Source organism: Algibacter sp. YIN40 (assembly GCF_057219435.1).
The window spans coordinates 1,279,262-1,302,300 of the sequence record NZ_JBXVVC010000001.1 but is presented as its reverse complement, the minus strand read 5'-3'; the positions used below and the strand labels follow the sequence as shown (position 1 = coordinate 1,302,300).

The window sequence follows — 23,039 nt, the reverse complement described above, 5'->3', positions numbered from 1 at the left end:
GCAACAAAAATGTAAAATTATGGGGTTGAATTTTTACGCGCTATTAAAAAATTCTTTAAAGGGATTTAAATGTACAACAAAAAAATTGAATTAACCTAGTCTAGTCTTCTACTTTAAAGTTTCTCGAAGTTTTTTGGGCATCCCTTTTACAACCATTTCATAAGAATGATCTATAAGCTCGATAATGAACTTTGATTGCAACTCTCCTTCTCGAAGATATAGTGTTCCAGTGTATTTTACTCATATGATAGCCTGGACGGATACTAGAATATATGGCTCTAAGTTCTTGAGCATAATCTGGGTCACGTTTTAAATTAATACCTGCCTCGCCTCGTTCCCACCATTTTAAAGATGTTAACGCAAACATTTTACCAAGCACCTTAAAAACAAGGGTATCTTCATCAAATGGAAAATCTTCGGTACTCCCTTTTTTACTTAAACAATATTCTCGAATTTGCTCAATGTTCATTTTAAAAACTCTTCCTTATTACCCTCAATTTTAAGAGCTGAATAATCCAATTGCCACCCTATAGTTTCAACAATAGTTTCCATGAGTAAAATAGTTTCTAAAGCTTCTTTTTGTGCCATTTGAATCAATCCGCTTTCTGGGATTTTATCCTTAATATGAGTTTTTGCTTCATTGTGCAAATCGGATAAGTCGGTCGCTTCAAATTTATTGAACAACCCATCGGACTTATCATAATAATTCAAATTAGTTTCAATTGAAAGAATTTCAGGTTGTGGAAAATGCTCTAAAATAATTTTCTTTCTTCCTACGTCCGATTTTAATTCGATTTTAGACAAATCATACCCGACATGAGCCTTAGCATTTATAACCAGCAAAGCCTTTTTCTTACTTGAGATTAGTTTCAAGAAACGTGCCTTTACATCTTCATAATGATAAATTTCGGCAAAATCGCCTTCTACTGTTATAAACTTACAAACCTTTTTTATTTTGTCTAGCAGCAGCACCGATTGTGAATTTACAAGTTGTTTTTTCTTAATCGATTTTAAATAAGTAACAATTCCCAAACTCACTAAAACTCCAATAATGATTCCTAAAAAAGCTTCCATATTAATCTATAATTTTATATAAAATTGGTTTGCTTGGACTTGCATCGTTTTCAAAAGGTGCTATTTGAATATTAATAAAGTAAGTTCCATCTATTACATTGTTTGGCACATAAATAAACTCGGTTATAGTCGCATCCATTCTCAATTTGCCCGCTGTATTCCAAAAAGCATTGTGTGACAAAAGTTGACATTCATCTTTTTCTTTGTCAACACTTGGTAAATCAATTAACAAATGCTTTATCCCTTTTTCTCGCAAATAAATAGCTGCTTCTTCAAGCAAATAGGTTGGGTTTGTATTGGAATATTGTGTGGTTATTTTTTCTTCCATATTCGGAATGGTTCGAATAACAATCGCTTCTCTTTTTTTATTACCAATTGCGAATTGAAGTTGTTTTTTAGAAATCACAGAATCGCCATTTAGCCTCTCTGGCGCAACAGTAATTACTTCTGTTAAAAAGAAAAACTGTTTTAAATTCTGGTTAATAGAATATACTTTTTCAGTTATATGACCAACACATTCGGTATGAGTGCCATGGGCGTGTGGATTAAAAGAAATATTATTAAAATTTACACAAGCACCATCCTTAACACTTGCAGTCCATTCACCATCTTTTACTGGTTCAATTTTTGGTTCTTCAATATACCATGCATTTACATTGTTTTCAGAAGCCCTTAATGGCATGGAAATATCCAATGGTTTTGATAAGTCTATTTGAAGTTTTCTAGAATTGTATTGAATTGTAGCGATCATATTCCCAAATATAATCAAATCATAAATAGTTCGGAAGCAATGCCATCAACTAAAAATTTTCCTTTTTGAGTAGTTATTAACTTCTCGATGCTATTTTGATTCACATCAATTTCACTCGAAGTGACTAGTAGCCCATTATTTATGAACTTTTCTGCAGTCTTATTTAAATACTCAAGTGACTCATTGCCAAAATCGTTTTGAATTTTATTTAACGAAACACCCCAAATGGTTCTTAGTCCGGTCATAACATACTCGTTATATTGATCTTTTTTTGAAAGCGTTTCTATTGTATTTGGCAATTCATTATTTTGAATACTTTTAATATATTTTGCGTTGTTGGCAACATTCCAACTTCGTTGATTTTGGTTAAATGAATGTGCCGAAGGACCAATGCCTAAATAGGGTTTTCCTTGCCAATAACTAGTATTGTGTTTTGAAAAAAAATTAGGCCTTCCAAAATTTGAAATTTCATAATGCACAAAACCTTCCTCATTTGTTTTTTCCACTAAATGATTAAAATGCTTTAATGCCAAAGTTTCATCAATTGGCGGGTATTTACCACTATTAATAAAAGAATCTAATGCCGTTTTTGGTTCTACAGTCAAAGCATAACTTGAAATATGATTTACACCAAAACTAAAAGCTATTTCTAAATTGGTGTTCCACTTTTCTAGACTCATACTTGGTATGCCATAAATAAGGTCTATAGTAATATTATCGAAATGTTGCGTCGCCACGGACAAGGAATTTTTAGCTTCTTCTGATGAATGAGCGCGATTCATACTTTTTAAATCGTCTTCAAAAAAGGATTGAATACCAATACTTAATCTGTTTATTCGTGTATTTGCTAAATCGTTTATTCGTTTAGAAGAAAGGTCATCTGGGTTAGCTTCTAGTGATATTTCTGGATTATCACCAACTTGATAGTTTTTGTAAACGGTGCTAATTAACATCATTAATTCTTCATTAGTTAACAAAGAAGGTGTACCTCCACCAAAATATATGGTTTCTATGGTTTGGTCATTTAATTCCCCTTTCCTCAGTTCTAATTCTTTTATTAAAGCTTGAACTAGCTCATCTTTCTTTTTTAAAGATGTTGAAAAATGAAAATCACAGTAATAGCATGCTTGTTTACAAAAAGGGATATGAATGTAGATGCCGCTCATTTAGTTATCAGTATTCAGTTGCAGTTCGCAGCCAATTGATTATTAACAAAACTACTCATGGATGTGGTAAAATTAGAGTTAAATTTTGTTTACTATAATTCTAACCCAAAAGGATTAAAAAAACAATTCTTACATAAATCACATCAATAATTTAAAAGTGGATTCCTGCTTTCACAGGAATGACAGCTAAACGACTTAACAACGAAACAAATCAACTTTTCGTAACCTTATCTTCATTCTGCTTAACAAAAGCACTCCATCCAGAATAGCTTTTACCAACCGTAACTTTTCCAGAATTGTAAAAATGACAAACAGCCGCCGCTAAACCATCTGTGGCGTCTAAATTCTTGGGTAAAGTTTTAAGATTTAATAAACTTTGTAGCATTCTAGCAACCTGCTCCTTACTCGCATTACCATTGCCCGTAATTGCCATTTTTATTTTTTTAGGTAGGTATTCTGTAATTGGTATTTGTCTACTTAAACCTGCCGCCATAGCAACACCCTGGGCACGACCAAGCTTCAACATACTTTGCACATTCTTTCCAAAAAAAGGTGCTTCAATAGCAATTTCATCCGGATGATGGGTATCAATAAGTTCGATTGTACGCTCAAATATTAGTTTCAATTTTAAATAGTGGTCGCTATATTTTTTTAAATCCAATTCGTTCAATTGCACAAATTGCATAGACTTACCAACCACTTTTATAAGCCCGAACCCCATAATGGTTGTTCCTGGATCAATCCCTAAAATAATACGTTCTTTACTCATCTTGTTCACAATAATAACAACCGCTTAGTGAAATTGAAACGCCTATTGTTACGGTTAAGATATCTCCGTTGAAGGATCCAAAACCATCTGAAATTGGATCAAAATCATCTGAAAACGCATACATATATGATGCATCTAAATACATTGACAATTTATCGGAGATACCATAATGGAATTCCATACCACCCATAATATTTAAAAACGATACATCATTTTGTCCAAAATCCCCTAAAGGTTTAATCATTGAAAATCCAGGACCAGCATGTATAAAGGTTCCCATTCGAGATGGTAAAAAACTCAATATTCGACTGGTGTCGTAAACTAGTTGGGCATTTATTCTCGAATAATTGAGCTTGAATTCTGGTGTTGCATCTTTATTTGAAATTCGACTAAAACTATAATCTAATTTTGCACCTATATTTCGCTTAAACATATATTGTAAACCTAAGTTAACTGTTGGAAAATTTAAAGATTTCCCTTCAAAACCATCCACAAAACCATCACTAGATGGACTATTAACTCCAAGTGCTACTTGAGCCTTAAAGGTACTGGTGTCTCGCTGAGAAAATCCAGAAAATCCAATCATGAAGAAGGTTAAAATAAAAATTATAAGCTTATAGGTCTTAAAATTTGAGGTCATAACATTTATAATGATTTAATTTGTAACTCTATATGCAAAACGCGTTACTATACAAATCTAAACAATTCTTTTTTGTACTTGTTAAAATGAGTATTGTTGTTTGTGCTTTTTATTATATAATTCATAAAATAAAAAATAACACCCAACTTGATTTTTCTGTTTTTATTAGCTTTTTGTTTAAAAATGATGTTTTTTCACTTAAAAACATTGTTTTTCTACTCTTTTTAACAATTTTTAATTGGTTTTTCGAAATCTTAAAATGGCAACATTTGGCTTTGATTGTAAAAAAAATTACAATTGTTGAAGCGTTAGAACAAAGTCTTGGATCCCTTACAGCTTCGTTATTTACACCAAATAGAATTGGAGAATATGGAGCAAAAGCCATGTACTACACAACGAGTTATAGAAAGCAGATTGTATTGTTAAATTTAATAGGCAACATGATGCAAATGGCTACTACTTCTATCTTTGGACTTATAGGTCTTATTATTTTTGCTTACCAATATGAATTGTTAATTAATTATACAAAAATTATAATACTTGGAACTGGTGTATTATTAATAGGAATTATTATTAGTTTATTTATTACCCAAATGTCATTTACTATTCGAGGCTATTCGTTAAAAAAAATTATAGATTATGTTTTAAATTTTCCAAGGATCCAATTATTAAAAACTTTCATTTTTTCGATAATTAGATATTTTATATTTTCATTTCAGTTCTATTTTCTATTGCTGATTTTTAAAGTGAATTTAAACTACTTTGACGCCATGATTGTTATAACTAGTATGTATCTATTAGCATCCATTATTCCATCTATTTTTATTTTAGATGTTATTGTTAAAGGTAGCGTGGCAGTTTATTTATTTGCTTTTTTAGGCGTAAATGAACTCACTATTTTAAGCATCATAACGATTATGTGGTTGCTTAATTTTGTGTTCCCAAGTGTTATTGGAAGTTATTATGTTCTAAAATTCAAACTCCCAAAAGACATAGCTAAAATATGATACTTGTTTACTTCATAATCATCATTTTATACCTGATTTTTATCGGAAGCTTTGTTTATGGTTTTGATAAAGTAAAAGCGTTTTATTTGAAAGACATAACTCCCAAAACTACTTTTTCAGTCATTATTCCTTTTAGAAATGAAGCTGAAAATTTACCTGTTTTATTAGAGTCAATAACTTTATTAAACTATCCGAAGAGCATGTACGATATTATTTTTATAGATGATGCTTCTGAAGATGAATCCATAGGAATTATTGAAAAAGTTCTCGATACAATCTCGAAAAAAAATGAAAATACTGGGACTAACATCAGGATAATAAAGAATGAGCGACTTACAAACTCGCCAAAAAAAGATGCCATTACCTCAGCTATAAATCAATCAAAATACCATTGGATAATAACCACAGATGCCGATTGCTTTCTGCCAAAATATTGGTTAGACAGCTTTGATGAGTTTATACAAAATACCCAGAGTAAATGTGTTGTAGCTCCAATAAAATATATTACAGAAAACAGTTTTTTAAATAGGTTTCAAACTCTTGACATTTTAAGTCTTCAAGGTGTTACTATAGGTGGTTTTGGGATACAGAAACCTTCTTTGTGTAATGGCGCTAACTTGGCTTATAAAAAAGGATTATTTCATGAATTAAACGGTTTCGAAGGTAACAGTTCTATTGCTAGCGGAGATGACATTTTCCTGCTAGAAAAAGCCGTTAAAACTTACCCTAATCAAGTAAATTATTTGAAATGCGAACAGAGTATTGTTCATACAAAAGCACAATCTAGTTGGTCTTTATTAATTGGACAACGTATACGATGGGCATCAAAAGCTAAAGCTTATAACAGCTGGTTTACCAAGCTAACCGGGCTAATTGTTCTTGCTATGAATGGCTTACTAATAAGCACATTTATACTCATGCTTTTTAACGAGATTAGCTTCAAAGTATTTCTATATATTTTAATTATTAAATTTAATATTGATTTCTTTTTAATTTATAAATCAGCTACATTTTTTAATCAAAAAGAAGTGCTAAAAAGTTTCTTTTTTAGTTTTATCATATATCCTTTTTTTACTATTTATATTGCCTTTATATCATTATTCAAAAGCTATAAATGGAAAGGTAGGGTCTTTAAAAAATAACCCGAATCTCATTTATTTTTAGTAGATTTACAAATACCCAAAACTTAAAATAGCATGAAAAGACTTTTCCTCTTACTGCTAATCTTAATAATTAACTCCCAAAGCATCTTAGCTCAAGAAAACTATGCGGTTAATGGCGAATCCCTTACTTTAAAACTAGAAGTTGAGGGTAATTTAGATTTACTTTCTTTAAAACTAGAAGATAACTATCGGTTTTTCATTAAAGACAATGATGAAAACTTAACAGAGTTGATTAACACCAAAGATGAAGATGACACATACTTCAATGAATTCAGAGATATTTTAAGCGATCTAACAAAAGGCTCTAATATGTCTACAGAGGAAGTTGGTTTTAGTCGTTATAGCTTAAAACAATTTATTAAAGCTTATAATTCTGTGGGGCATGCAAGGTATGCTTATACAGATGAAAGAGTGAAAACCCAAGTACGATTGGGTATATTTGGAGGTATTACGAATCATCCTTTTATCGAAAATCTAGACAACACAAAAGTACCTTATTTTACTGTTGAATTGGAAGCATTTGAGAAAAAGGAATTGCCAAGACAATCTGGTTTTTTTAGCATTGAGCACGCCTTAGAAAATGATGATTTCAAATATGTCTCAACTGTGTTAGCTCTAGGATATAGGTATCGTTTTATAAATAAGCCTAAATTTAATATTTACGTAAACTCACAATTTGCGACTTATACCATTTCAAAAAACACCATGACAGTAGATAATAGTGATATGGTTATTAAAAGTAATGCATTTCGAGTTCCTTTTATTTTCGGAATAGGTAGCGATATAAGACTGTCTGACTCCAGCGTAATATCCTTTATTTACAATGAACTATTCTCTGTGTTTGTTGCCAATAGCGATAATTTTCCAATAAATTTTGCTGCTGGATATAAGTTTAACTTATAATGAATTTACTTCAAAAAACATCTAATCCTGCTTTTACCGATTACTTTTTTAATGAAGAAAATAACTCCCCGAAAACAATGACCGTTTCTGGTGTTCTTCTTAAGTCATTAGCTTCAATTACCATAATCGTTATTATTTCTATAGGGATTTGGAAACTTCATGGTGATGGTGTAGAAATAAAATGGTATTCCATGGGTGGTTTGCTGGCGTCAATTATTATTAGTTTAGTAATTTCTGTTAGGCAACATTGGGCACATATATTAGTTCCATTATACGCTGCAGCAAAAGGCTTTTTTCTTGGGAGCATATCGGCATATGCACATGCTAAATTTCCTAATTTCCCATATCAAGCTATTGGTATTACTATGGTCACTTTTGTTGTAATGTTGCTGCTATATCAAACACGAATTATTGTAGTTACCAAAATGCTTAGGAGCATTATTATAAACGCAGTGACCAGCATTTTTATGATTTACATTATTTCATGGATATTAAGTTTCTTCGGAATTGAAGTTTTTATTTGGGGCACCTCTTGGCCTTCAATAATATTTAATTTTATTGCAGTTATTTTTGCTTCTCTAACATTTTTATTAGATTTCGATTTTATTGAACAACACAAAAATGAATCTCCAAAATATAAAGAATGGCTTGCCACTTGGGGGCTATTAGTTTCTTTAGTTTGGCAATATGTTGAAGTTTTAAGGCTAATGAAAAAGCTAGCTATTCGGTTTTAATAACCTTACTTAACATTAATGATTATTGGCAACTTAAATTCTGTTTTAACTTGTTGTCCTCGCTTTGTAGCTGGAAATATTTTAGGTAGAGAATCTAAACTTTTTTTAAGTAAATCTAAAATATTTGGTATTTCTGCACTTGTGAGTGAATCTACTTTTACATCCATAAGTGCTAAATCACCCGTTTCGGAAACCATAAATTTAAGACTCACGGTATCATTAATATCTTGCGTTACAATAATAGATTCTTTTAGCAAACTAGTCATTATGTGCGTTCTTAAAACCCGCTCGAAACATAGTTTTCCGGCCAGCTTTGTTAACGCCGAATCACAAGCAGAAAAACTAGGATAAGCATCTACCTCATTCCAATTAAAAGTTTGTAATTCTTCTTTTAAAATAGCTTCGGAAGATGTTTTTTTTACATTAAAATACTCACAAGAAAAGAGTATAAAAAATAACAATAAAACACTTATTCGCTTCATGAACAATAACTGAAACCGAAAAATACAATATTATTCCAATACTTGTTAATTTTCAGTTATTCTATTTGTAACAAAGCAAGAATTTATCCGTCAAATCAGGATGAATACTAACTTTTATTTATGGACATCATTTTATTAATCATTGCTGGCCTACTTATGGTTTTAGGCATTATAGGTAGTTTTATTCCCATCTTACCAGGACCGTTAACAAGTTGGTTAGGTCTTTTAACTCTGCATTTTATGGACGCTGTTCCTATGAATGTCACATTTTTGGTCATTACATTAGTAATTGCCATCCTTATTTGGTTATTGGATTATATAATTCCTGCTATTGGTACTAAACGCTTTGGAGGTACGAGATATGGCATGATTGGCACTACTATAGGTTTGATTGTTGGTTTATTATCCCCGATTCCTGGCGGAATAATAATTGGCCCTTTTGTTGGAGCTCTTATTGGTGAGCTTTTAAATAAAAGTGATTCTAAAGCGGCAACCAAAGCTGCGTTTGGATCTTTTATTGGTTTTTTAACTTCAACTTTTATAAAGTTTGTAGTAGCAATAATTTATTTAGGATTATTTATAGGTATTATTATAGAACATGGTAGTAAAATTATATAAATAAAAGAGCCCTGTGGGTCTCTCACCTCCACAGGGCCAATGTAAATTGCTATTATCAACAAATAAATTGAGGGATTAACTAAATTGAAGTGTTGACGCCGTTAAAAGTAGGAATTTTTCTTATCAATTAACTGTGGGAAAACCGTAACGATGCTACGGTTAAGTGGTAGTATCTATATATAGCAGCTGTTTTGAGCAGAAAAAAAAGATGACTAAATTAACTATTTAACAAATAAGCTTTGTTTGTTATTAATTTTTAAACAAAACCCTTTTTTCTAGCTGCATTTAGTAAACTTTCATCTTGGCCATCTTCTATTTCAAATAGCTCTTTAAGTTGTTTTTTTCGTTTTTCAACTGCGCTTAAAGACATATCTAAGTGAGACGCTAAATTTTTAGTTTTCACGCCTTGAGATAAAAGATGTAATATCTTTCTGTTTTTTTCATCAATAACTATATCGCTGGTAATCGTTTTTCTAATATGACTATTTACGGTACCGCTATAAAAAGGTGGATTATACAAAACAGCTTGAAATGCACTTGCTAATTCACTTGATGTTAAATCGCTTTTTATTAGAAAACCTTCCGGATCGATATTCCTAATAATATTATGGATTCTAAAGGACTCATTAAACATAGTTAAAATAATAACCTTAGCATTAGGTAATATCTCTCTGGCATACTCTGCTAAATCTTCTCCTGAACTCATAGATCCATCTGTTGAAGGAGGAAGACTTATATCTACAAACAAAACATCATAAGGAAGATTAACTTCAACAGATTTATTCATAAAAGCAACTGCTTCATCACAGTTGTTGGCAATATCTATCTTTAACTCTTGATTTTCAGATTTTGTAAATTGAAGTGTGTTTTGATAACCCTCAATAATCATAGGGTGATCATCAATCATTAATATTTTAATATGTTCGGTCATAATTGTCGTTAGGGTATTGGGACTTCTATGCTTACTTGTGTTCCTTTATTTATTTCTGATGTAATATTTATGTTTCCGTTTACTTCTTTAATTCTGGAATTCATGTTTTTTAAACCTATTCCAGACTTCGCCTTATTAACATCAAATCCAGAACCATCATCTTCAATCATTAAGCAAATTACACTATTTTTTAACTTAAAGCTAATTTTAACATTTGTAGCATCCGCATGTTTATAGATATTGTGCAACGATTCTTGTATTAATCTATAAATATGAATTTTCTTTTTGTTTGAAACATCGTCCCAATTTATTGACTCATCATGATTAAAGGTGTAAGTCAAATTATAAACATTTGTTTGTGTTTCTACTAATGTTTTAATAATGTCTATAAACCCTGAGCCTGAAACAAAATCAGTATTTAACTCATGAGACACCTTACGAATATCTTGCTCAATCGTTTTTAATTCATCAATATACTGACTCCTTGTTTTAATAGCTTCTGGAGATGGATTCATATTTAAGCTATCTAAACTTAATCTGGTTCCAAACAAACGCCCCAAAACGCCATCATGCAGTTCTTGTGAGATACGCTGCTTTTCTAAAGTTCTTGCTTCCTCTATGCTTTCGTTTTGCGAGAGCATAAGGTTATAAATTTCTTCATTGGCCTCCTGCTGCTTTTGCACAAACCGAAGCTCTTTGTTTTTATTTCTTTGATTGATTATAACGTATATTAAAAACGAGGCAATAATAAGTACGATTGAAATTATTAGAAGCCATAGACGTTCTTTAGATAATTGGATATTTTCTTTTTCTTTTTGGTCTGTTTCATACGCTATTCTTGCAAACTTATTTCTAATCGAACGTTCATTCTTTAAAAGACTATCATTTAGTTTTATATAAGCATTATAATGTTTTACAGCTATGCTGTCATCTTCAATGCGAGAAAGCCACAGAAGAGACTCTAGTAAATCATCTTTAAAATATTTTTCTGAAATATTCTTAGCATTATATGCATGATACAAAGCCGAGTCCTTTTTATCCTCTTCGTAATAATATTCGGCTAAATAGTGGTTTATCGCAATAGAGTTATAACTATCTCCAATACTATCACAAACCTTTAATGCTTTAAGGTATAAGGAGGGAAGTTTATCGTTATTTTTAGACAAGTAAAGTGTACGCGCATAATTACCTAATACAACTGCATAAAAACTTGGATTCTGATTAATTAAATCTTTAATTGACAATATTTCACTATAACTTTCTAAAGCTAGATCAAATTGTCCTGAGCTTCTATAGGTATTCCCTAAATTATTCTTTTCGCGATTAATAATAATATTTGATTCATCATATATTTGTTTTTGTAATTTTAAAGCTCTTTTATAATAATCTATTGATTCTTCGTACTGCTCAAGCTGTCTAAACACCTGACCTAACCTTTCATAAAAAAAAGATTTATATTTAATAACCTCATTTGTTTCTTCTAGTTTGTCCAGCAATGAAAGTCCTTTTATACTGGTTAATTCACTACCAGTATAATCCTTATCATTAAACTGAAGTAAAGCAATATCAAGAAGAACAATGGCCGTATTAAAATTGTCCTTTAAATTTCTAAATAATTTCTCTGCCTTACTATCGTAATAATAAGCGCTATCAACTGATACGTTGAAATAATGATAACCCAAATTTTTATTAACCTCTGCCATTGACGTTGAATCGTTTATTTTATTTGCCAAGCTTAATGCCTGATGGCTATATTTAACAAACAGATCTGAATTATTATCCTCTAAATATAAGGTCGCTAAATTCTTAACGCTTTTTATTAATAAAGAATTGTCATTATTAATTTTTGATAACACTTTGGCTCGATGGGCATATTTTAATTTGACTTCAGAATTGAACGTTACGTTTTTGGAATTATTTAAATAAAAAGTGATGCTATCAAAAACACCTTCCTTACTGTCTTCTTGAGCAAAAGAGACAAAAGCGCAGAAAATAAATAAAACAAAAAATTTAAAGTTCAATTGGATTAAATATATAGTATCTCAAATGTATCTATAATTTTTTAATTTTAAGCAAAACAATAAGCCCTTATCAATTGATAAGGGCTTCAACAAAAAGTAAATCTTCGTTAAATTTTATCTGTTGGGAGTGTCTCCTCCTTTATAAAATGACTGTGAATCTTCAATTAATACATCATCTTCATTTAAGTCTTGCTTAGTACATGATGTTAAAGCTGCAAAAAATACAGCAACTAGTAAAGTAACTTTTAGGGCTTTCATATTATTCGATTTAAGGTTAAACATTTTTTCTATATTTTTTTAAATATTAAATACTTATCTGTTTAAAGACTTTGAAAATCAAAATCTCTAACGAGGGAAAAAATGGATAATTAACTTTAAAATCGAACGCAAAAAAGCGTACAGATTTCTTTACTTTAAATTTCGAGGGAATCTGACTTTACAGTCAAAAAATGGATTAATTTTCTTAACTCGCTGAGGGGAAAATAATAGTGCTCGCTAAGAGGGAACTAAACTAGGTTAAAGAGACATTCAGGATAGAATATAATCGATGAAATACATATTTTACCGATTAAAAGTATCGATAAACGGTAATAAGGTTAATTTCCTACAAAAAACTCACTAAAATCGAACCAAAGCTCTAAACTATTTTAGCAATAAAATAGACTATTAATTTAAAGTAGATTTATGGCTAACCAAAGTCGTTTTAACTATTTTGGTTTTAAAGTCTATTTCTTCATCGTACTTCTTTTCCAATCGACGAATAAGTAAATCGGCTGCATTAGCTCCAATTTGTTTTGCATGTTGTCTAATAATTGTCAATCTAGGAATGGAGAGATCTGATACAGATTTACTTGCAAAACCAATAACCGAAATATCTTTAGGGACTTTAAGCCCTTTATTTAATGCTGTATTTATGGCAATTATACCAGAAGAACTATCTGCAGCAATAACACCATCTATACTTTTATGTTTCTTAAAAAACGATTTTATTTTTTGCTGATTGTCATCCTTTTTTTTCAGCTTTAAAACCAATGGCTCTTGATTTGCTTTTTCCAAAATGGCCTTGTTATAACCATGTTCTCTTAATTTACCAACACTTAAGTCATCGATGCTACTTATAAAGGCTATGTTTTTTCTATGCTCTGCTATCAAACTATTTGTAGCTTTATAAGTAGCATCAAAATCGTCAACAATCACTTTATCGCATAAAACATCATGAGCTACTCTATCAAACATAACAAGCGGCAATCCTTTTGCCATAGTTCTCTTAAAATGGTCTATTTCATTTTTAATTTGCGACTCTTCAGCAACACATAAAATAAAACCATCAACGCTTCCATTTGCTAGTAAATTTAGCGCTTCTTTTTCTTTGTCGAGAGACTCATTAGAAATACATGTAATAATATTATAACCTCGTTGGGTGGCTTCTCTTTCTATACCAAAAAGCACTTTCGCTAAAAAATGATTCAAGATATCTGGAATGATAACCCCAATCGTTTTAGTTTTGTTTTGCTTTAAACTTAAGGCAACTTTATTAGGTGTATAATTATACAATTTAGCAAGTTCCTTAACGCGCTTAACTGTATCTTCTCCAATTTCTTCACTATTATTTAAAGCCTTAGAAACTGTAGATATAGAAACATTTAACTCTTTTGCTAATTGTTTTAAAGTAACCATTTGTATTATTAAATATTTAAAAGCTATGCAATTTACAAAATTACCTGCTGTATTATGCACTGTATTCTAAAAATAGAAAAAACAACATTTTAGCAACTAAAAAAGAGTCACATAATGTGACTCTTTTTTATTAATATAGGCTTATTTTTAATTGTTATTTACGCACAGATTTTATAATATCTAAAGCAATCTTAACGTCTTGTTCAAGCTTTTTATAATCTTGTTTAGCAATTATATCTTTTGATATAAGTTTTGAACCCATACCTACACAGGTTACACCAGCATCAAACCATCCTTTTAGGTTTTCTTCTGTTGGAGAAACCCCTCCTGTTGGCATAATACTTGTCCAAGGTTGAGGGCCTTTTATACCTTTTACAAATTGTGGCCCGTAAATATCTCCTGGAAATAATTTTACAACTTCACAACCTAGTTCTTCTGCTTTAGTAATTTCGGTTAACGTACCACATCCTGGAGACCATAATACTTTTTTACGGTTACATGCTATTGCAATATCTTCTCTTAAAACAGGTGTAACAATAAAGTTAGCACCTAACGCCATATATAAAGATGCTGCTGCCCCATCTGTTACAGAGCCAACACCCATAATCATTCCAGGTAATTCAGCTATTGCATACTTAGTTAATTCTCCAAAAACTTCATGAGCAAAATCACCTCGAGCGGTAAACTCCATTAATCTTGCGCCGCCATCATAGCAAGCTTTTAATACTTTTTTACTCAGTTCAATATCATTATGAAAAAACAAAGGAATCATCCCTGTTTCTTTCATCGCTTGCGCTACTTCTATTCTTGAAAATTGTGCCATTTCGTATTGTTTATTTGTTAAACTGTTTAATTGTTGAATTATTGATTAAACAACTCAACGTTTAAGGGGATGAACCTTTTATTTATCTTGCTACACGACCAGAAGCATCGCCACCCATTAACTTTTCTACTTCAGCTACCGTTACCAAGTTTGCATCACCTTTAATAGTGTGTTTTAAACAAGATGCAGCAACTGCAAAATCTAATGCATTTTGATCATCTTCTGGATATGTTAATAATCCGTAGATTAATCCGCCCATAAAAGAATCTCCACCACCTACTCTATCTACTATATCAGTAATTTGATATTGACGTGTCTGTAACATTTGTTTTCCATCATATAAAACTCCAGCCCATGTATTATGAGAAGCAGAAATAGAACCTCTTAAAGTTGTAATTACTTTTTTAGCTCTAGGGAATTTCTCCATCATTTGTTGACAAACAGATAAGAAAGCTTCCGCTTTTACATCATGTCCAGCCGTTTGTACAGCAGCTCCTTCGGGTTTAATTCCAAAATGCATTTCTGCATCTTCTTCATTTCCTAACACTATATCACAATAGGAAGTTAATTCTGTCATAACAGCTTCTCTATGAGCATTATCACAATACTTCCAAAGCTTAGCACGGTAATTTAAATCTGTTGAAATAGTAATCCCTTTTGCACTAGCAGCTTTTACAGCCTCTAAACACACATCGGCAGCACCTTGAGAAATTGCAGGTGTAATTCCTGTCCAGTGAAACCATTCAACTCCATCAAAAACAGCATCCCAATCGATCATTCCTGATTCAATTTCAGCAATAGCTGAATGTGCCCTATCATATACAACTTTACTTCCTCTTGAAACGGCTCCTGTTTCCAAGAAATAAATACCTAAACGGTCTCCACCGTAAACGATTTTATCTACCCCAACGCCTCTTTTACGCATTTCCATCATCGCACATTCGCCAATATCATTCTTTGGCAAACGTGTTACAAAATCTACTGCAACACCATAATTAGCTAATGAAACTGCTACATTCGATTCTCCACCACCATAAATAGCGTCGAAATTATTAGCCTGTGAAAATCTTAAAAATCCTTGAGGAGCCAATCTTAGCATGATTTCTCCAAACGTTACTACTTTACTCATTTTTACGGTCTTATTTAGTTTTATTATATTTGCTTAAACGTTTAAGCAATGTTTTCAAAAAATAATCAAAACCATATTAAGTCAATAGTATTTTGATTATAACGAATAACAGTTTATATTTGTTTAAACGTTTAAGCAAATATATAAAAAATTGGCAAATAAAAAGAAAACCACTATAAAAGATATTGCCAATGTCTTAAATATCTCTGCCGCTGCTGTATCTAAAGCACTTCACAACGATTCAAGAATTAGCGAAAAGACAAAAAAGGCTGTTAAACAAGTTGCAAAAAATCTAAATTATCAACCAAACCATCTAGCCAGTGCCTTACGAAAGGGGAAAAGCAACTTAGTTGGTGTTATTGTGCCTCGAACAAATAGCCATTTTTTTTCATCTGTTGTTCAGAATATAGAAGAAGTTCTAAATAAAGAGGGTTATAATATTATTATCACACAATCTAACGAATCATACAAAAAAGAATGCGCTAATATTGACACCTTATTATTTACCCAAGTTGATGGTATTATTGCTTCCATGGCAAATGAAACAGTAGATTTAGAATATTTTGAGAAAATTAAGTCGAAAGGAATTCCATTAATCCTATTCGATCGTGGTGAAAATGATTTAAATGTGGACTATATTGGTATTAATGACTACGATAGCAGCCATATGATTGTTGAACATCTTGTTGCGCAAGGTTGTAACCGAATAGCACATATAGGAGGTTATAAGCACACGCGCATTTTTAACAATAGAATTCGAGGTTATGTGGACGCCTTAAAAAAACACCACCTCCCTCTAGATAATGAGTTACTTCTTGAAAGTAGTTTAACAACTGAGGATGGGCGAGAAAAAATGCTTCAATTATTAGCACTAGAAAACAGACCTGATGCTATTTATGTTGCTAGTGATTATGCTGCTTTAGGAGCTCTGCAGGTGCTTAGCGAGCAAAATATAAATATTCCCGAAGAAATCGCATTGGTGGGTTTTGGTAATGAACCTTTTGCCTCCATGGTAACCCCTTCTATTTCTAGTATTAATCAGCATAGCGCAGAAATTGGAAAGCAAGCTGCTATGGTTTTTTTAGAGCATACCAAACAAGAAATAATTACGCAATCTCTTAACAAAATAATTTTAGAGGCTGAATTGGTGGTTCGGGATTCTTCTAAAATATTAAATAAAAACCTATAATACAAAAAGGCATATACGAGAGTATATACCTTTTTTAGCTATTAACATTCTTAATTCTTAAACAGAATTCAGAATGCATAGATAACATTAAAAAAATAGTTTTGTGTAACATCTGTTACACTTCACAAAATAATTTTGAAGGCTGAATTGGTGGCTCGGGATTCTTCTAGATTGAAATAAAATCAAAAATTTGTTCTACCTAAAACGATTATTATGACTTAAAATTTTTATAGCAACAAAAGCTATTTACTTTCTCATAATCTTAAAAATCACTATATTTATAACATCCTTTCTACTTTGATAGTTTTCCTAAATTCTATTTTTTAAACCAACCAACACTAAGAACATGAAAACTAAAGCATTATTCATTGTATTTCTTGCCTCGATTTTAATTATTAACTGTTCTCAAACATCAAAAGATGTAACAAATGAAATTGTAGAAGCTAATAAAGTTTTTGCTGAATTTTTTAATGCTCATAATGGAAAAGCCATTGGTGAGCTTTACACAGAAAACGGAAGACTCTTCCCTGCTAACAGTCCTGTAATTGAAGGGCGAGAAGCTATAGGCTCTTTTTGGAATGCTGTATTTGGCATGGGAATTGACAATGCGACTTTAACGACGGTTCATGTTGAATCTTACGAAAACACGGCTATTGAAGAAGGTGTATACAATCTTTTTGATGCCAGTGATAATAAGTTAGACGAAGGCAAATACATTATTATTTGGAAGAATATTGATGGTAAATGGCATTTAGACAGGGATATATTTAGCTCTAACATTCCATTACCAGTGCCACAGGAAGAAGAACCATCTTCTTCTGAAGACCAAGGTGAAGAAGAGAAATAGTATAATATATTAAAAAAGGGGAGTCACGAACTCCTCTTTCATGTTTTGTTTTTAAAGCAAAAACCTTGTTAACCACGCGAGCTTTTTCAAGAAATTCTTCTATATTTTCAACTTATGACATCAACAAAAAACACTTCTGCAGAACTAACACTGCTTTTTATTCCTGACATAAGTGGCTTCACTAAATTTGTACACGAAACCGAAATATCTCATAGTGAGCATATTATTAAAGAGCTTTTGGAAGCTCTTATAGATGCTAATGAAATGGATCTTGAGATTTCAGAAATTGAAGGTGATGCTGTTCTTTTTTACAGGAAAGGTCGAAAACCTACCGCTGCAGAAACCCTAGCTCAAGTTCAAAGAATGTATATTAAGTTTCATGCCGCGTTACGAAAGTATGATTCGCAACGAATTTGCCAATGTGGTGCATGTATAAGTGCTAATGATCTTTCCTTGAAATTCATCATCCATTACGGAAATATTTCCATTAATCAAGTTAAATCCAGATCAAAACTTTTTGGTAAAGATCTCATAGTGGCTCACCGACTCATGAAAAATGACATTTCCTTAAAAGAGTATGTTTTAATAACTAATCAACTTATTAATGCATGTTCCTCTTGGGTCGAAATTGATCAGGTAGCGTGGGAGAAACCAAGTAAAGGAAATGGTGATTATGACTTTGGCTCTATTAAATATTGTTACTTATCTCTAGCTCCTTTAGAATCACATATCCCACAACCCACGATTGAAGATTATGCTCTTGATCCGAAAATGAGCAAAACTCTATCTGTAGAATCTGTAATAAATGCACCAATTGAATTAGTCTTTGATGTTGTTTCTGATACTCACGCTAAGCACCTCTGGGTGCTTCATGTTACAGGAAGTGATAAAACAAATGGCAAGATTCCCAAAAACGGCAGTACCCATCGATGTATTATGAACGGAGATGAAAACGACCCTTTTTTAACGTCTCGGGGGTTTAAAATAACTAAAGACCTAATAACTTGGATCGATACCAATCATGCAGGGAAATCTGATCTTGTAATAACTCTTCAACGTATTGGAAACCGGCTAACCAGAATCAATTTAACGGTTATGCAAAAACAGAATGTTATCAAAAAAATACTATATAATTTATTTAAAAAGAAAGGTTTTGTTCAATTCTATGGCGGTTCAGTAGAAAAACTCAACGAATACTGCAAAGGTTTGGAGAAAGAGGGTAGAAAACATTCTTCTGGTATTTTGTTGGAACCTGCAGACCGAAGTACTTTATTATAATAAAAAAGAATCTTATCTAATGGCTGGCACTACATTCATATCAGCTTCTCAACTATTTAGAGAGATAAACACAATTTTTTACCAAACAGTACAATTTCTTTAACTTGCCAAAAAAGCTCGTTTAATATTAAATATATCCTAAGTTCTAAAAAGGATACAAATATCCAATCCTTGAAGCTTAATCCTCCACTAAAAAAGGTATGTTAGCATGAGCGGTGTGATTGTTCGCATCTTCTACATATATAAACAAACGATAAGCACCCTGTTTTGAAGGAGCAATTAAATTCGCAGTATTAGAAGAATTCTCTGTAAATAAATCGCCAATAGCATCTGGTATATACTCTTTATCGCCGCCTGATTTCTTCGACTCGCTTTCTCTCCTGATTTCCCATCTATATGTTAATTCATCATTATCTAGATCTCTTACTATAACTTGAGACCTATAGGTGTTACCTGCTTTCAGTTTTATATTATCAATAGCCTTTTGTCCTTCTAAAGTAAAATCATGAATCCTGGGCGTACGATTCTCTGGCCATCTTCCATTCCAAACATAATGCATAACATCAACAGATTCAGTCTCATTCCCATCTGGCATAAACATACCAAACCAAGTAGGGGTTCGTTCTTGTTTTTGCCCCCAAAGAAAAACAAAAGACCCCATTACTTGCTGCGATTGAGATATAATGGACTTTTGATATCTACTTAGGTAAAGGTCTGCTTTTTTGGAGCTATTGTTCTCTATGGGTGCTCCCCATTCTGTTTTAGGTACCTCCCAATAGCCTGTAGCTCCCCATTCCGTAATCAATAGAGGGCCTTTATAGTCAGAGTTTTTAATAATATCTGGAAGTACATCCATTGGTCCATATAGCTGTAAACTCAAGAAATCTAAATCGGATGCTCTTTCATTAACTAAATCTGCCAGCTCTTTATTAATACCTGCCAAAGGGGAGGTCGTTAGGTGATATGGATCTACCTCATGAATCATTTTAGAAATCTCGTTAACTGCATCCCATACTTTCGGGTTTTGCGAACCATGGTTCATTTCATTTCCAACACCCCATATCATCAATGCAGGGTGATCTTTAAGTACAATAACGCGCTCTCTTATACTTTCTAATTGCTTTTTTACAGCCTCTTCATCATTATAATCAAATCCATGACGTTCTAGACCAACCCATACGCCCATCATTACCTTTAAACCAAGCTCATGTGCCTTGTCCAATACTTCTTTTCCATTATCTGTACTCCAGGTTCTAATTGCATTTCCTCCATGCTTAGCTAAAGCATCAATATTCCCTTTATCGACACCAGCTCCCTTGATATAGAAAGGTGCGCCATTCAAAAAAATGCCATAGCCCTCATCCGTTAGACGAACTTCTGATTTTGTTATCCCTATCCCTACTCCACTAGATGCCGTTTTAACTTTGGATTTACAACCTGCAAACAAGAAAAAAACAAATAATGATAGAAAATAATGCCTTTGGAAAACCAAATATCTCATAACCCTATATTTTTTTTATTGTAAATATAATGCAAGAGTTTTTAATGTTTAAATTTTTAACCTATGTTTCTAATAACTTATTACTGAAAATTAGCTGACTTAAAATATTCTAATCAAATCATTCAAATCGAATATTACCTCTATTTTGATTCAATAAAAAAAATAGGAACTTGGTGCCTTTGTAATTACAAACTTCCCCAAAACAAAAAAGCATCCCAATTTTCTTATTCCCGATAGCTATCGGGAGAAAAAAGGAAAGCTTTCCATTGGCTACTAAGCTAACTTAGTAGACTACATCACGCTTTTGGCGTGAACAACACAACATCTTAATACTAAAAAAGCCCTAATTTCTCAGAGCTTTTTCGCTCCCGATAGCTATCGGGATTGCGGTCTGGACGGGACTCGAACCCGCTTATAACATATTAAAATTTAAGCCACCATATTCAATAAAAAAGGCGCTTTTAAAAAAACGCCTAAATTAAATATTACGTAATAATTACTATTTAATAATAAGTTTGGTAGTCGATGAACGATCTCCAATAGATACTTCTAATAAATATAACCCACTTTTAATTGAGCTAACATTAAGTACATCTGAATTTAATGTTGTGTTTAGTACAGATCTTCCTAACATATCGTACAACTCAATACTTTTAATTCCAGAAAGTTGAGATTTAATAGTTACAAAACCATTACTTACTGGATTAGGGTAAATTAATAAACTATTGGGTTCGAAATCGCCTGTAGATAGTGTAGTTCCATCATTTTTTTTCCCAGGAGAAAATAGTGCAGTAACTATTGTCGTATGATCTACAAATGATCCAGTAAAATCTGGACTACGACCAAATGATTGATCAATACCACCACCACTATAATCAAATTGAGCAACTATTGTTCCAAATGGATCTTTAAGCGTTACAACATCCGCAGAATTATTGAAACCTAAAGAAGTTGCCGTTGCAACTTGTATTACTGCACCAGCTTCATCAATGTTTTGATCCGGTGTCCCTCCACCAAAAACAGTTATAAAATTATTTGCTAATACAATACTACTGGCTGGAAATATATGTCTAACTCCAGAAGCATCAGATATAGTGTAATTTTCTAGATCAATGGGGTTAGAGTCCGTATTATAAATTTCTACAAATTCGTCATCACTAGAATCTCTTACTCCATCTCCATTGGCATCTCCAGTAATATCACTTGCAGGATCAGCAAGAACTTCGTTGATAACTAAAAATCGAGGATCACATTCCGCAGATGGAACAGACCCGGAGGCTGTTCTTCCATCACAAGCTCCTCCATTTAAAAGAATATCCCAAGCATCTCCTTCAGATAACCCAGTTATTGTAATTGTTCCATCAGAGATACTATTAGGATTGTCTCCTCCAACAACACCTCCAGAAGTTGTGGTTACAGATGTAATTGAAGCATCCAAGCCCGAATATGGAATATTAATAGTAACACTATCGTTATCATTTCCAGCAGTATTTGCATTACAACTGGCAGTCCCTATTCCCAATGCTACAGTACATAAATTAGTACCTGCATCAATTAAATTCCATTCATTTCTTACATAAAAACCATCTACGGTTAAATCTTCTGCTGCAGCATATTGCCTTAATCCTATTCCCTGTATTGTTCCTATTTCAGAATTTGCAAATGGTAGTGGTCCAAGAGTAGGTGTTCCCGGTTCAGTAGTCAGGTTATCGCCGTCCGCAAAAACAAATAAACTAACAGTATCATTATCGGCACCATCAACAAAAGTATATTTTACAACAACTAAATAAGTGTCAGCAAGATTTAAATCACCTGTCAAATCAAATGGAGATACTGAGTCATTTGAAGGAAAAGTACCTGTTTCATAAGAGAGCCCAAGCTTAAAATCACTAGCAGTTGAACCCGGTAAAAAGAAGACTCTACCTCTAAATAACGAACTCTCTTCCAAACAATTAGGCGTGGCTTCATTTGCATATTTAAGAAAATGGAAAAAATAACCATCATTACTAGTTGTTGCAGCCGAATTAGGTTTCATTAAAAATGAAGCATATGCACTTCCAGAAGTAATCCAATCACTCATTATCTTGTTTTCATCAGAGCCAGTATTGTCAACTAAAGCAGCATTACCTACAGCACTTCCTATATAATTAGTAAATGATAAACTGCCACTTGCCACATCCATAGAATTTGTTCCTGGCGCACTGTGTGAACACCAACCATTATCCGTTAATAAGGCTCCTGGTGCATAATCAAAATTTTCTACAAGATAATTATCCTGACCAAAAGCCAAAATAGTTGAAAGTGATAAAAATAAAAAGTAAAGTTTTTTCATAATA

Annotated in this window: 22 protein-coding genes and 1 pseudogene; 8 read left to right on the top strand and 15 right to left on the bottom strand. The window is 32.2% G+C overall.

The genetic code is table 11. The features are described 5' to 3' along the window. Nucleotides 1–108: 108 nt before the first annotated feature. From AC2D6V_RS05980 to AC2D6V_RS05955, 6 genes and pseudogenes are all read right to left on the bottom strand, one after another. Nucleotides 109–469, bottom strand: a pseudogene (locus AC2D6V_RS05980) (MmcQ/YjbR family DNA-binding protein). Next, entirely contained in the window at nucleotides 466–1,074 is a 609-nt protein-coding gene (locus AC2D6V_RS05975) for a DUF4230 domain-containing protein (protein ID WP_484647148.1), read from the bottom strand. The pseudogene AC2D6V_RS05980 and the gene AC2D6V_RS05975 overlap by 4 nt, the downstream one beginning before the upstream one ends. A gap of 1 nt (nucleotide 1,075) precedes the next feature. Continuing rightward, on the bottom strand, nucleotides 1,076–1,825 hold the full coding sequence (locus AC2D6V_RS05970) for a cyclase family protein (protein WP_484647147.1): 750 nt from the start codon (nucleotides 1,823–1,825) through the stop codon (nucleotides 1,076–1,078). A 14-nt stretch (nucleotides 1,826–1,839) separates the two neighbouring features. Continuing rightward, complete coding sequence (hemW, locus tag AC2D6V_RS05965; RefSeq protein ID WP_484647146.1) at nucleotides 1,840–2,991, bottom strand: radical SAM family heme chaperone HemW; 1,152 nt, start codon at nucleotides 2,989–2,991, stop codon at nucleotides 1,840–1,842. Nucleotides 2,992–3,202: 211 nt separating this feature from the next. Further along, nucleotides 3,203–3,760: a crossover junction endodeoxyribonuclease RuvC gene (gene ruvC / locus AC2D6V_RS05960; protein WP_484647145.1), complete on the bottom strand. Its 558-nt coding sequence runs from the start codon at nucleotides 3,758–3,760 to the stop codon at nucleotides 3,203–3,205. Continuing rightward, complete coding sequence (locus tag AC2D6V_RS05955) at nucleotides 3,753–4,346, bottom strand: cell envelope biogenesis protein OmpA (RefSeq protein WP_484647144.1); 594 nt, start codon at nucleotides 4,344–4,346, stop codon at nucleotides 3,753–3,755. The genes ruvC and AC2D6V_RS05955 overlap by 8 nt, the downstream gene beginning before the upstream one ends. Nucleotides 4,347–4,675: 329 nt before the next feature. Here AC2D6V_RS05955 and AC2D6V_RS05950 point away from each other — a divergent pair, with 329 nt between their 5' ends. From AC2D6V_RS05950 to AC2D6V_RS05935, 4 genes are read left to right on the top strand one after another with little or no spacing between them, the layout of a single operon-like run. Beyond that, nucleotides 4,676–5,407, top strand: coding sequence for a hypothetical protein (locus tag AC2D6V_RS05950; protein ID WP_484647143.1), 732 nt, complete (start codon nucleotides 4,676–4,678; stop codon nucleotides 5,405–5,407). Further along, the gene (locus tag AC2D6V_RS05945) at nucleotides 5,404–6,549 is read left to right on the top strand and encodes a glycosyltransferase (protein WP_484647142.1); all 1,146 of its coding nucleotides are present in this window, start codon (nucleotides 5,404–5,406) and stop codon (nucleotides 6,547–6,549) included. The genes AC2D6V_RS05950 and AC2D6V_RS05945 overlap by 4 nt, the downstream gene beginning before the upstream one ends. A gap of 54 nt (nucleotides 6,550–6,603) precedes the next feature. Beyond that, nucleotides 6,604–7,473, top strand: coding sequence for a hypothetical protein (locus AC2D6V_RS05940; protein ID WP_484647141.1), 870 nt, complete (start codon nucleotides 6,604–6,606; stop codon nucleotides 7,471–7,473). Further along, entirely contained in the window at nucleotides 7,473–8,207 is a 735-nt protein-coding gene (locus tag AC2D6V_RS05935) for a Bax inhibitor-1/YccA family protein (RefSeq protein ID WP_484647140.1), read from the top strand. The genes AC2D6V_RS05940 and AC2D6V_RS05935 overlap by 1 nt, the downstream gene beginning before the upstream one ends. 5 nt (nucleotides 8,208–8,212) lie before the next feature. On the opposite strand, the gene AC2D6V_RS05930 is transcribed toward AC2D6V_RS05935, so the two are convergent. Further along, a complete protein-coding gene (locus AC2D6V_RS05930; protein ID WP_484647139.1) occupies nucleotides 8,213–8,689 on the bottom strand; it encodes a hypothetical protein in 477 nt (158 codons plus the stop codon). Nucleotides 8,690–8,809: 120 nt separating this feature from the next. Here AC2D6V_RS05930 and AC2D6V_RS05925 point away from each other — a divergent pair, with 120 nt between their 5' ends. Continuing rightward, nucleotides 8,810–9,307 carry a DUF456 domain-containing protein gene (locus tag AC2D6V_RS05925; RefSeq protein WP_484647138.1) on the top strand — a complete coding sequence of 166 codons (498 nt, stop codon included), beginning with the start codon at nucleotides 8,810–8,812 and terminating at the stop codon, nucleotides 9,305–9,307. A gap of 256 nt (nucleotides 9,308–9,563) precedes the next feature. On the opposite strand, the gene AC2D6V_RS05920 is transcribed toward AC2D6V_RS05925, so the two are convergent. The 6 genes from AC2D6V_RS05920 to AC2D6V_RS05895 all read right to left on the bottom strand — a co-directional run bounded on the left by AC2D6V_RS05920 (nucleotide 9,564) and on the right by AC2D6V_RS05895 (nucleotide 15,888). Further along, complete coding sequence (locus tag AC2D6V_RS05920; RefSeq protein ID WP_484647137.1) at nucleotides 9,564–10,238, bottom strand: response regulator; 675 nt, start codon at nucleotides 10,236–10,238, stop codon at nucleotides 9,564–9,566. Between the two features lie 8 nt (nucleotides 10,239–10,246). Then, a complete protein-coding gene (locus tag AC2D6V_RS05915) occupies nucleotides 10,247–12,259 on the bottom strand; it encodes a tetratricopeptide repeat-containing sensor histidine kinase (RefSeq protein ID WP_484647136.1) in 2,013 nt (670 codons plus the stop codon). Between the two features lie 114 nt (nucleotides 12,260–12,373). Continuing rightward, complete coding sequence (locus tag AC2D6V_RS05910; protein ID WP_484647135.1) at nucleotides 12,374–12,517, bottom strand: hypothetical protein; 144 nt, start codon at nucleotides 12,515–12,517, stop codon at nucleotides 12,374–12,376. A gap of 408 nt (nucleotides 12,518–12,925) precedes the next feature. Continuing rightward, nucleotides 12,926–13,936 (bottom strand): LacI family DNA-binding transcriptional regulator, encoded by a 1,011-nt coding sequence (locus tag AC2D6V_RS05905; protein ID WP_484647134.1) that lies wholly within the window; start codon nucleotides 13,934–13,936, stop codon nucleotides 12,926–12,928. A 154-nt stretch (nucleotides 13,937–14,090) separates the two neighbouring features. After that, the gene (locus AC2D6V_RS05900; RefSeq protein ID WP_484647133.1) at nucleotides 14,091–14,759 is read right to left on the bottom strand and encodes a bifunctional 4-hydroxy-2-oxoglutarate aldolase/2-dehydro-3-deoxy-phosphogluconate aldolase; all 669 of its coding nucleotides are present in this window, start codon (nucleotides 14,757–14,759) and stop codon (nucleotides 14,091–14,093) included. Nucleotides 14,760–14,841: 82 nt separating this feature from the next. Beyond that, nucleotides 14,842–15,888 (bottom strand): PfkB family carbohydrate kinase, encoded by a 1,047-nt coding sequence (locus tag AC2D6V_RS05895; RefSeq protein WP_484647132.1) that lies wholly within the window; start codon nucleotides 15,886–15,888, stop codon nucleotides 14,842–14,844. A gap of 151 nt (nucleotides 15,889–16,039) precedes the next feature. On the opposite strand from AC2D6V_RS05895, the gene AC2D6V_RS05890 reads away from it, so the two are divergent. The 3 genes from AC2D6V_RS05890 to AC2D6V_RS05880 all read left to right on the top strand — a co-directional run bounded on the left by AC2D6V_RS05890 (nucleotide 16,040) and on the right by AC2D6V_RS05880 (nucleotide 19,202). Next, on the top strand, nucleotides 16,040–17,077 hold the full coding sequence (locus AC2D6V_RS05890) for a LacI family DNA-binding transcriptional regulator (protein ID WP_484647131.1): 1,038 nt from the start codon (nucleotides 16,040–16,042) through the stop codon (nucleotides 17,075–17,077). Between the two features lie 346 nt (nucleotides 17,078–17,423). Further along, complete coding sequence (locus AC2D6V_RS05885; RefSeq protein ID WP_484647130.1) at nucleotides 17,424–17,924, top strand: YybH family protein; 501 nt, start codon at nucleotides 17,424–17,426, stop codon at nucleotides 17,922–17,924. Nucleotides 17,925–18,038: 114 nt separating this feature from the next. Further along, on the top strand, nucleotides 18,039–19,202 hold the full coding sequence (locus AC2D6V_RS05880; protein WP_484647129.1) for a DUF2652 domain-containing protein: 1,164 nt from the start codon (nucleotides 18,039–18,041) through the stop codon (nucleotides 19,200–19,202). Between the two features lie 178 nt (nucleotides 19,203–19,380). Here AC2D6V_RS05880 and AC2D6V_RS05875 read toward each other — a convergent pair whose 3' ends face one another. After that, nucleotides 19,381–20,703, bottom strand: coding sequence for a glycoside hydrolase family 2 TIM barrel-domain containing protein (locus AC2D6V_RS05875; RefSeq protein ID WP_484647128.1), 1,323 nt, complete (start codon nucleotides 20,701–20,703; stop codon nucleotides 19,381–19,383). A 499-nt stretch (nucleotides 20,704–21,202) separates the two neighbouring features. After that, nucleotides 21,203–23,035 carry a lamin tail domain-containing protein gene (locus tag AC2D6V_RS05870; protein WP_484647127.1) on the bottom strand — a complete coding sequence of 611 codons (1,833 nt, stop codon included), beginning with the start codon at nucleotides 23,033–23,035 and terminating at the stop codon, nucleotides 21,203–21,205. Between the last annotated feature and the right edge of the window lie 4 nt (nucleotides 23,036–23,039).

Bases quoted from the DNA above. Each gene is read 5' to 3' on its own strand.
- AC2D6V_RS05895 (WP_484647132.1), bottom strand. From the start codon at position 15,888: ATGAGTAAAGTAGTAACGTTTGGAGAAATCATGCTAAGATTGGCTCCT.
- AC2D6V_RS05910 (WP_484647135.1), bottom strand. From the start codon at position 12,517: ATGAAAGCCCTAAAAGTTACTTTACTAGTTGCTGTATTTTTTGCAGCT.
- AC2D6V_RS05900 (WP_484647133.1), bottom strand. From the start codon at position 14,759: ATGGCACAATTTTCAAGAATAGAAGTAGCGCAAGCGATGAAAGAAACA.
- AC2D6V_RS05935 (WP_484647140.1), top strand. From the start codon at position 7,473: ATGAATTTACTTCAAAAAACATCTAATCCTGCTTTTACCGATTACTTT.
- hemW (WP_484647146.1), bottom strand. From the start codon at position 2,991: ATGAGCGGCATCTACATTCATATCCCTTTTTGTAAACAAGCATGCTAT.
- AC2D6V_RS05940 (WP_484647141.1), top strand. From the start codon at position 6,604: ATGAAAAGACTTTTCCTCTTACTGCTAATCTTAATAATTAACTCCCAA.
- AC2D6V_RS05905 (WP_484647134.1), bottom strand. From the start codon at position 13,936: ATGGTTACTTTAAAACAATTAGCAAAAGAGTTAAATGTTTCTATATCT.
- AC2D6V_RS05875 (WP_484647128.1), bottom strand. From the start codon at position 20,703: ATGAGATATTTGGTTTTCCAAAGGCATTATTTTCTATCATTATTTGTT.
- AC2D6V_RS05975 (WP_484647148.1), bottom strand. From the start codon at position 1,074: ATGGAAGCTTTTTTAGGAATCATTATTGGAGTTTTAGTGAGTTTGGGA.
- AC2D6V_RS05930 (WP_484647139.1), bottom strand. From the start codon at position 8,689: ATGAAGCGAATAAGTGTTTTATTGTTATTTTTTATACTCTTTTCTTGT.
- AC2D6V_RS05970 (WP_484647147.1), bottom strand. From the start codon at position 1,825: ATGATCGCTACAATTCAATACAATTCTAGAAAACTTCAAATAGACTTA.
- AC2D6V_RS05870 (WP_484647127.1), bottom strand. From the start codon at position 23,035: ATGAAAAAACTTTACTTTTTATTTTTATCACTTTCAACTATTTTGGCT.
- AC2D6V_RS05880 (WP_484647129.1), top strand. From the start codon at position 18,039: ATGACATCAACAAAAAACACTTCTGCAGAACTAACACTGCTTTTTATT.
- AC2D6V_RS05955 (WP_484647144.1), bottom strand. From the start codon at position 4,346: ATGATTGGATTTTCTGGATTTTCTCAGCGAGACACCAGTACCTTTAAG.
- AC2D6V_RS05925 (WP_484647138.1), top strand. From the start codon at position 8,810: ATGGACATCATTTTATTAATCATTGCTGGCCTACTTATGGTTTTAGGC.
- ruvC (WP_484647145.1), bottom strand. From the start codon at position 3,760: ATGAGTAAAGAACGTATTATTTTAGGGATTGATCCAGGAACAACCATT.
- AC2D6V_RS05945 (WP_484647142.1), top strand. From the start codon at position 5,404: ATGATACTTGTTTACTTCATAATCATCATTTTATACCTGATTTTTATC.
- AC2D6V_RS05885 (WP_484647130.1), top strand. From the start codon at position 17,424: ATGAAAACTAAAGCATTATTCATTGTATTTCTTGCCTCGATTTTAATT.
- AC2D6V_RS05920 (WP_484647137.1), bottom strand. From the start codon at position 10,238: ATGACCGAACATATTAAAATATTAATGATTGATGATCACCCTATGATT.